Genomic DNA, 8,328 nt, shown 5'->3' with positions numbered 1-8,328 from the left:
CACATCGCCTCGAAGATCCGCTCCTGCTCCAGAGCGAACACCTCCGGATCCGTATAGGCAGAACCGGGAAGAGTGGCGATCAGACTGGGCGGCAGATTCGTGATGGTCATCGGGTCACCTTCAAGGGAGGTCGGACGCGCACGCGGCGGGGATCGAACAGGGCGATGGGGTGGCCGGTGGTGCCTTCAGTGGCCAGATCGGCGATGATCTCGCCGATGACGGGGACGAACTTGAACCCGTGGCCGGAGAATCCGCAGGCCACCGTCACCTGCGGATGCTCGGGGTGCCGGGCGAGGACGAAGTGCTCGTCCGGGGTGTTGGCGTACATGCAGGCGGCGGCCTTGAGGAAGCGGCCGGGCAGGGTGGGGATGCGCGGGCGCAGGTGGCCGGCCATGGCCGCGATCTCCTCCGGGTGGATCTCGCGGTCGAGGGTGTCGGGGTCACTGGGGACGCCCTTGCGGAAGAAGGCGACCTTGGCGCCGCCGTCGGCCCCGTCGAGGGCGGGGAAGCCATAGATCTGGGTGCCGTCCGGGTCCTCCCAGATGTAGACGGGGTGCCGGTCGTGGGCGAACGGGCCGGTGCCGCCGTCGGGTTGGAACCAGTACATGACCTGACGCTCCACCGTCACGCGCACACCCAGGTCGGACAGGAGCTTCGGGGCCCAGGCCCCGGGAGCGATGACGAGCCGGTCGGCGGTGTACGCGCCGCGGTCGGTGACCACCCAGGCCTTGCCGCCCGGGCCGTCGGCCTCCCAGCCGAGGACCATTTCCGCGAAGTGCAGGTCGGCGCCGTTGGCCCGGGCCAGTCCCAGGTGGGCCATGACGGTGGCCTCGGGCCGGGCGACACCGGCCTTGCGCTCGTAGAAGGCGACGTCCTGCGCCGCCGGATTGAAGGTGGGGAAGCGGCGCCGGATGTCGGCGGCGTCGAGGACCTCGTGCTCCAGGCCCCACTGGTGCGCGCTGCTCAAGGTGCCGGCGAAGGCCGCGCTGTCCTCACGGCCGATCAGGAGACCACCGGTTTCGGTGAAGACCTCGTACCCGGAGTCGGCGGCCAGCTTCTCCCACAGTTCGCGGGCACGCAGCAGCAGCGGCACGTAGGCCGGGTCCTCGAAGTAGGCCTGCCGGTAGATGCGGGATCCGCCGTGGCTTGAGCCGAGGTCGTGGGCTGGGCGGAAGCGCTCCAGGCCGAGCACCCGCTGACCGCGGGCGGCCAGGTGACAGGCGGCTGCGCTGCCCATCCCGCCCAGGCCGACGACGATCACGTCGTACGAAGTGGCCATGTGTCCCTCTCCTGGGGAATCTGCCGACGGGGACGTGGTTCTGCTCGTGCTCCTGGCGTGTCGCAGCGCCGGACGCGTTGCCTCCGGGGGCCGGTCAGCGCGGTCACAGGATCACCACCGAGCGCAGGACGTCGCCGCGCCGCATCCTGGCGAACGCGGCCTCCACCTCGTGCAGGCCGATCGTCTCGCTGACGAAGTCACCCAGGTCGAACCGGCCCTGCAAGTAGAGGTCGATCAGGGCCGGGAAGTCCCGGGAGGGCAGGCAGTCGCCGTACCAGGACGATTTCAGCGCCCCGCCCCGGCCGAAGACGTCCAGCAGGGGCAGGCCGACGGTCGCCTCCGGGGCGGGGACGCCGACCAGTACGACGGTGCCGGCCAGGTCGCGGGCGTAGAAGGCCTGCTCGTAGGTCTCGGGGCGGCCCACCGCGTCCACGACGACGTCTGCGCCCACGCCGCCGGTCAGGCTGCGGATCGCCTCGACGGCGTCGGTCCTGGAGGAGTCGACGGTGTCGGTGGCGCCGAACTGCTCGGCCCTCTTCAGCTTCCGGTCGTCGACGTCGACGGCGATGATGCGGCCGGCGCCCGCCACCTTGGCCCCCGCGACGGCGGCCATGCCCACGCCGCCGCAGCCGATCACCGCGATGCAGTCGCCGCGGCCGACGGCGCCGGTGTTGACCGCTGCGCCGAATCCGGCCATCACGCCGCAGCCGAGCAGCCCGGCCGCGGCGGCCGAGGCGGCCGGAGCCACCTTGGTGCACTGGCCGGCGGCGACCAGGGTCTTCTCGGCGAACGCGCCGATGCCCAGGGCCGGCGACAGCTCCGTACCGTCTTGCAGGGTCATCTTCTGCTTCGCGTTGTGGGTGGCGAAGCAGTACCACGGCCTGCCCCTGCGGCAGGCCCTGCACTTGCCGCAGACCGCGCGCCAGTTGAGGACGACGAAGTCGCCGGGTGCGACGTCGGTGACACCCTCGCCGACCGCCTCCACCACGCCCGCGGCCTCATGGCCGAGCAGGAAGGGGAACTCGTCGTTGATCGCGCCCTGCCGGTAGTGCAGGTCCGTGTGGCAGACGCCGCAGGCCTGCACGCGCACCAGCGCCTCACCCGGGCCGGGGTCCGGCACCAGGACCGTCTCCACCGAGACCGGCGCGTCCTTGTGCCGGGCGACGACGGCGCGTACCTCGTGTGTCACTGTCGATCTCCTCCGCTGCGGGGGCGGCCGAACACGGTCCTGGGCCCGGTGTCCCGGGACGGCGGGCGACGTCGATCGCTCCCGCGGAACGATCGGGGGGGTCACCGACCTCGAAAGTTGCGTTGCGTAGTCCACAACCACATTCGCCATAAGCAACGCTTGCCAAACTGTCTCCCTGCGGGCACCCACTGTCAAGGGATTGGTGAAGCGAATTTCCCGCCCGGAGCGAGCGTCCGCCGCCGGGCGCCGCCGGCCTCGGCCGCCCGCACGGCCCGCCGGGACCGGCACCGCGGCCTTCCGCCGGCAGGACGGGCCGTGCGACCATGCGGCGGCCGGCTCCCGCCGTCGCCCGACTCCTGCCGGACTTGCCGGCGCGACTGCGTATAGTTGCATCATGAGCATCCATGTCGCACATGACGCAACAGCAGGTCAGACGGGGAACGGGGTGCAATCCGTCGACCGCGCCGTCAGCGTCCTGGAGATCCTCGCGCAGCGCGGAGAGGCGGGTGTCAGCGAGGTCGCGGCCGAGATCGACGTCCACAAGTCGACCGCGTTCCGCCTGCTCGGGGCGCTGGAAGCGCGTGGCCTGGTCGAGCAGACGGCCGAGCGGGGCAAGTACCGGCTCGGCTTCGGACTCGTGCGCCTGGCCGGCGCCGTGACGGGCCGTCTCGACATCACCCAGCAGGGCCGGCAGGTGTGCGAGCGGCTCAGCGAGGAGATCGGCGAGACCGTCAACATCGCGGTGCTTCAGGAGCACTACGCCGTCAACCTCTACCAGGTACGCGGTCCGGGCGCCGTCGGTACGTACAACTGGGTGGGCCAGCTCACCCCCGTGCACGCCACCTCGAGCGGCAAGATCCTCCTCGCCCACCTGCCGGCGAAGGAGCGCGCCGAAGTGCTCGCGGCCTCCGGGCTGCGGAAGCTGACGCCGCACACCCTGACGGCCAGGACGAGGCTGGAGAAGGACCTCGCCGAGGCGCAGCGGCGCGGGTACGCGGTGACACTGGAGGAGTTCGAGATCGGGCTGCATGCCATGGCGGCCCCGATCCGGTCCCGCGACGGCGAGGTCATCGCCGCGCTCAGCGCTTCCGGCCCCGCGTACCGCTTCACCGAGGAACGCATGCACGAGTTCGCACCCGTGCTGGTCAAGGGAGCGCAGGACATCAGCCGCCGGATCGGCTATCCGGGCTGAGCCGCCCGGCCCGGCGCGCGGACCCACCGGCCGCGCACGCGGGCGCGGCCGGTGGGTCCCCGTGGGCTCAGCGCGGCGGCTGCACCGCCCCTTCCGTCTCCGCGCCCCAGCGGGCGCTCACCCGTACCGCGTCCAGCGTCGACGCGACATCGTGCACCCGCAGGCACCAGGCGCCCTGCGCGGCGGCGAGCGCGGAGACGGCGGCGGTCGCGGCGTCCCGCAGCCGCGCCGCACGGGGTCGTCCCGTCGCGTCGTCCGCCAGCAGACGGCCGAGGAACGACTTGCGTGAGGCGCCCACCAGGACCGGATGGCCCAGTGCACGGATCTCCCCGAGCCGGGCCAGCAGCCTCCAGTTGTGCTCGGGTTCCTTGGCGAAGCCGAGCCCGGGGTCGACGATCAGGGAACCGGGCGCGATTCCCGCCTCCAGCGCGGCCTCGATCCTCAGGCGCAGCTCGCCGAGCACGTCGGCGACGACATCGCCGTAGCGGGCGTTGGCCTCCATACCGGCGGAATGTCCGCGCCAGTGCATCACCACGTACGGCGTGGCCGCCCGGGCCATCAGCGGCAGCATCGCGGGGTCGGCGAGGCCCCCCGAGACGTCGTTGATCAGCCGTGCCCCCGCGTCCAGCGCGCGGGCGGCGACCCCGGCCCGCATGGTGTCGACGCTGACGACCGCGCCGGCCGCGGCGAGTTCCCGGACGACGGGCAGGACGCGGCGCAGTTCCTCGTCGGCCGGTGGCCGTCTCGCGCCGGGGCGGGTCGACTCACCGCCCACGTCCACGATGTCCGCTCCCTGCTCGAGCAGCGCGAGTCCGTGCGCGACGGCTGCGTCGGCGGCGAACGACGAACCGCCGTCGGAGAAGGAGTCGGGGGTGACGTTCACGACGCCCATGACCAGTGCGCGGCCGGGCCGTGGCAACCCGGTCGGGTGGGCCTGCGGCCCGGCGTGGGACGGATGGCTGCGGGCGACACCGGCCGCGTCCGGCCGAAGCGCGGCGGGAGCCCCCCGGCAAGGCTCCCCCCGGGGCGACAGGGCGGTACCGCCGGGTCCGGTCATCTGTACTCCGTCGCCGCGTCGAGCAGCCAGTCCGCCAGGTAGCCGGCGAACGAGGAACGGACCAGCACCCAGAACCCGGCCCTGGGTTCGTCGCGGGCGACCAGGACGACCTGGGTACGGGCGAGAGTCGTCTGAGCGCAGCGCCCGGGGCCGAAGGCGCGCGGGTGCAGGTCCAGGGAGCAGCCGTGGGCCAGGAGGTCGCGGGCGCGGGGGCCGGCGACGAGGACGGTGGTGCGCTGTGCCGAGACGTCGGTGACGGACACCGGCTCCTGCCCGGCCGCCGCGCGGACACGGCTCTCCAGGTCACGCTGGGTACCGGGCTGTCCGACCAGCAGCCACTGGTCCGGGCCGAGCCACAGCGCGGCCAGGTCTGCCGTGCGTACGACGGTGTCGGGTTCCAACGGCAGTGGAAGGCCCAGGGCCAGTCCGACGGCGTCCGCCGCCGCTCCCTTGGGATCGAGGCGGACGTCGACCTGGGCGAGGAGAGGGAGTTCGGCGAGGCGGAGGGCGCCGCGGGAGGCCCGGGTGGCGGCGGCCAGGCGGTGCCTTTCGTGCGCCAGGGGGCTGCGGGGCGGGGCGGTCAGGACGGTGTCAGCCATCGCGGCGGGCTCCCTCGGGGTCGTAGAGGACGGGGCTTGCGACCGTCACCGGGAGCAGCCGGTCACCGACCGGCGCGTAGAGGCGTTCGCCGATGCGCTCCCGGCCGCCCCTGATCAGGGCGAGCGCGAAGGTCCGGCCGAGCGCCGCGCTGCGGTAGCTGGAGGTGACGTGCCCGAGCATCGGGACGGGCGGGGCGGGCAGTTCTCCGTCGGCGACCAGGTGAGTGCCCTCGGGGAGGAAGGCGGCCGGGTCCTCGGGCAGCAGGCCGACCAGGTGTTTGCGGTCCGGGCGGACCGTGTCGGCACGGGCGAAGGAGCGCTTGCCGATGAAGTCGGGCTTCTTCTTCGACACCGCCCAGCCCATGCCCAGGTCCTGCGGGGTGACCGTGCCGTCGGTGTCCTGGCCGATGATGGGATAGCCCTTCTCCGCGCGCAGGACGTGCATGGTCTCGGTGCCGTAGGGGGTGATGCCGTAAGGGGCGCCGGCCTCGTGCACCGCCTCCCAGAGCGCGAGCGCGTGCCACGGCGACACGTTGATCTCGTAGGCGAGTTCGCCGGAGAAGCTGATCCGGCACACACGCGCCTCGATGCCGGCGACAGTCGTCTCGCGCCATGCCATGAAAGGGAAGTCGTCATTGGCCACGGCCAGCCGGGGCGCGAGCGAGCCGAGAACCTCGCGGGAGCGCGGGCCGACCAGGGCCACGGTGGCCCACTGCTCGGTGACGGAGGTGCAGTGGACCCGCAGTTCGGGCCATTCGGTCTGCAGCCACTCCTCCATCCAGTCCAGGACGGCGGCCGCGTTGCCGGTCGTGGTGGTGACCAGGAAACGGTCGGGGGCCAGGCGTATGACGGTGCCGTCGTCGAAGACCATGCCGTCCAGGCGGCACATCACGCCGTAGCGGATCATGCCGACCTTCAGGGTGCTCATCATGTTGGTGTAGAGCCGGTCGAGGAAGAGCGCGGCGTCCGGACCCTGGACGTCGATCTTGCCGAGGGTGGAGGCGTCCATGAAGGCCACGCCGTCGCGGGCGGCAGCGCACTCGCGCAGCACGGCGGCCTCCATGTCCTCGCCCTCCTGCGGGTAGTACCAGGGGCGCTTCCACTGGCCGACGTTCTCGAACGCGGCGCCGTGCGCGACATGCCACTGGTGCAGGGCGGTGGTGCGGACCGGGTCGCTCAGCGGGCCCCGGTCGCGGCCGGCCAGGGCGGCGAAGGAGACGGGCGTGTAGGGGGGCCGGAACGTGGTCGTGCCCAGCGCCGAGATGTCCACGCCCAGCAGTTCGGCGACGACCCCGCCGGCCAGGATGCCGGAGGTCTTGCCCTGGTCGTTCGCGGTGCCGGCCGTGGTGTAGCGCTTGGTGTGCTCCACCGAGCGCAGGCCCGCCCCGGTCGCCCGCGCCAGGTCGTCGACCGTGACGTCGCGCTGCAGGTCGACGAAGCACGGGGCGCCGTCCCGGCCGGGGACCGTGTACACGTGCATGGGCGGGGTGTGCGGGTGCGCCGTCGCGTCGGGGAGGCGGGGCGGGTCCATCGTGTGGCCCTCGGCCGCCAGCGCCCGGCCGGCCGCCGCCACGCCCTGGGCCCAGGCGGTGGGCAGGTCGAGGGCGCCGTTCGCGCCGCCCGCGACCTCGACGGCCTGACGGCAGGTGCCGGGGACGAACGAGCCCAGGGCGTCGTCGTAGCGGAGCTTGCCCCCGGCCTGGCTGAACAGGTGTACCACCGGGTTCCAGCCGCCGGAGACGAGCAGCAGGTCCGCGGGGAACTCGCGGCCGGCACCGGTGTCCTCGCCGTACCGGGCGGCGACGACCGTGGTGAGCCTCGGGTCGCCTTCCGTTGCGGTGACGGCGTGAGCGGCCAGCACCTCGATGCCGGCCCGCGCGGCACGGTCCGCCCACCGGCCCGGCTCCGGGCGGGTGTCGAGGACCGCCGCGACGTCCACGCCGGCGGCGTGGAGGTCCAGCGCGGCCGCGTAGGCGCTGTCGTTGGTGGTGAGGACGACCGCCCGGCGGCCGGGCAGGACACCGTACCGGTGGAGGTAGGTGCGGGCCGAGGCGGCCAGCATCACACCGGGGCGGTCGTTGTCCGCGAAAGCCAGGGAGCGTTCGTGGGCGCCGGTGGCCAGGACCACCCGGCGGGCGCGGATGCGCCAGACCCGTTCCCGGGAGACGTTCGCGGGGGCGGCGGCGCCGAGGTGGTTGGTGCGCCGCTCCACGGCGAGCAGGTGGTTGTCGTCGTAGTGGCCGAAGACGGTCGTGCGGCGCAGGACGCGTACCTCGGGGGCGGCTTCGAGCAGCCCGGTGACCTCCTCCACCCAGTCGAGGTGTTCGCCCGTGCCGAGCAGACCGCCGCCGGGCTCCGGCTGGTCGTCGGCCAGGATGACGCGGGCCCCGCTGCGGGCGGCCGCCGCCGCGGCGGCCAGGCCGGCCGGGCCCGCGCCGACGACCAGCAGGTCGCAGTGGGCGTGCACGGCGTCGTAGCGCGCCGGGTCCGGTTCCGTGGCGAGACGCCCCTGGCCCGGCAGGCTGCTCGCCACCAGGCCGTCGTACAGCTCGAGGGTGGTCGCCGGGAGCATGGGCTCGGGAAAGGGCGCCTCGACCTGGACGACCGCGTTCGGCTCCTCCACCCCGGCGGAGAAGATGCCCCTGGGCCTGCCGAGCTTGATGCTGGTCCCCGCCTGGATCACACCGTTGGCGAGGAGGGCGGAGGCGAGGGTGTCGCCTCGGCAGCCGCGGTACTCGGTGCCGTCGAAGGTGAACGTCAGCGGCGCGTCGCGGTCGACACGGCCCCCTGCACGGAGGCGGAAGCCGGTTGCCGGGAATGTCGCCCGAGGCGGCGAAGCATCCTCGCCCCCGGCCACCGCGGGGGCCGGCCGCGCCGCCGCGGGGCCGGCGGGCGCCGGGCCGGGCCGGGAGGCGACCGGACGCTCCTGCGCTGTCTGCGGGCGCTCCTCCCCGGCCCGGTACACCGCCAGGATCTCGTTCGTCGCCGTGTCCCGGACGGCGTTGAACCAGC

The 8,328-nt window shown here is 73.5% G+C and carries 6 protein-coding genes; 1 reads left to right on the top strand and 5 read right to left on the bottom strand.

The features are described 5' to 3' along the window. Positions 1-106 precede the first annotated feature (106 nt). Positions 107-1,279, bottom strand: a complete 1,173-nt coding sequence (gene solA, locus IE249_RS34755; RefSeq protein ID WP_189711394.1) for an N-methyl-L-tryptophan oxidase — start codon at positions 1,277-1,279, stop codon at positions 107-109. A 103-nt stretch (positions 1,280-1,382) separates the two neighbouring features. After that, entirely contained in the window at positions 1,383-2,468 is a 1,086-nt protein-coding gene (locus tag IE249_RS34750; protein ID WP_189711392.1) for an S-(hydroxymethyl)mycothiol dehydrogenase, read from the bottom strand. Positions 2,469-2,862: 394 nt separating this feature from the next. Here IE249_RS34750 and IE249_RS34745 point away from each other — a divergent pair, with 394 nt between their 5' ends. After that, positions 2,863-3,660 (top strand): IclR family transcriptional regulator, encoded by a 798-nt coding sequence (locus IE249_RS34745; RefSeq protein ID WP_189711390.1) that lies wholly within the window; start codon positions 2,863-2,865, stop codon positions 3,658-3,660. A 67-nt stretch (positions 3,661-3,727) separates the two neighbouring features. Here the strand turns inward: IE249_RS34745 and folP are convergent, their stop codons facing one another. From folP to IE249_RS34730, 3 genes are all read right to left on the bottom strand, one after another. Then, positions 3,728-4,552 carry a dihydropteroate synthase gene (gene folP, locus IE249_RS34740; protein WP_229859977.1) on the bottom strand — a complete coding sequence of 275 codons (825 nt, stop codon included), beginning with the start codon at positions 4,550-4,552 and terminating at the stop codon, positions 3,728-3,730. Between the two features lie 161 nt (positions 4,553-4,713). After that, complete coding sequence (locus IE249_RS34735) at positions 4,714-5,316, bottom strand: sarcosine oxidase subunit gamma (RefSeq protein ID WP_189711386.1); 603 nt, start codon at positions 5,314-5,316, stop codon at positions 4,714-4,716. Beyond that, positions 5,309-8,328, bottom strand: a 3,020-nt coding sequence (locus IE249_RS34730) for a 2Fe-2S iron-sulfur cluster-binding protein (RefSeq protein ID WP_229859976.1), incomplete at its 5' end; no start/stop codon positions are given. The genes IE249_RS34735 and IE249_RS34730, both read right to left, overlap by 8 nt.

It is taken from the genome of Streptomyces anandii JCM 4720 (assembly GCF_014650655.1).
GTDB lineage: Bacteria > Actinomycetota > Actinomycetes > Streptomycetales > Streptomycetaceae > Streptomyces > Streptomyces anandii.
The sequence above is the reverse complement of the archived record's forward strand: the minus strand, read 5'-3'. Positions and strand labels throughout refer to the sequence as shown.

What these genes read in the sequence shown, in the direction of transcription:
- IE249_RS34735 (WP_189711386.1), bottom strand. Translation starts at nt 5,316, where the DNA reads ATGGCTGACACCGTCCTGACCGCCCCGCCCCGCAGCCCCCTGGCGCAC.
- IE249_RS34745 (WP_189711390.1), top strand. Translation starts at nt 2,863, where the DNA reads ATGAGCATCCATGTCGCACATGACGCAACAGCAGGTCAGACGGGGAAC.
- solA (WP_189711394.1), bottom strand. Translation starts at nt 1,279, where the DNA reads ATGGCCACTTCGTACGACGTGATCGTCGTCGGCCTGGGCGGGATGGGC.
- folP (WP_229859977.1), bottom strand. Translation starts at nt 4,552, where the DNA reads ATGGGCGTCGTGAACGTCACCCCCGACTCCTTCTCCGACGGCGGTTCG.